The following is a 209-nucleotide window of genomic DNA, read 5'->3' on the forward strand; positions in this document are numbered from 1 at the left end:
GTTGCACCGGTGTCGCCCGTTGCACCGGTATCGCCGGTCGCACCGGTATCGCCTGTGGCTCCGGTATCGCCAGTGGCGCCGGTATCGCCTGTGGCTCCGGTATCGCCAGTGGCTCCGGTGTCACCAGTTGCACCGGTATCGCCGGTCGCGCCTGTGGTTCCGGTATCGCCGGTCGCACCGGTGTCGCCGGTCGCACCCGTTGCACCTGT

The 209-nt window shown here is 68.9% G+C and carries 1 protein-coding gene; it reads right to left on the minus strand.

The annotated features are described in order from the left end of the window. Positions 1–209: hypothetical protein (locus AC0L26_RS32070; protein WP_473636095.1), on the minus strand; the 209-nt coding region annotated here is incomplete at both ends.

It is taken from the genome of Mesorhizobium sp. WSM4823 (genome assembly GCF_055811195.1).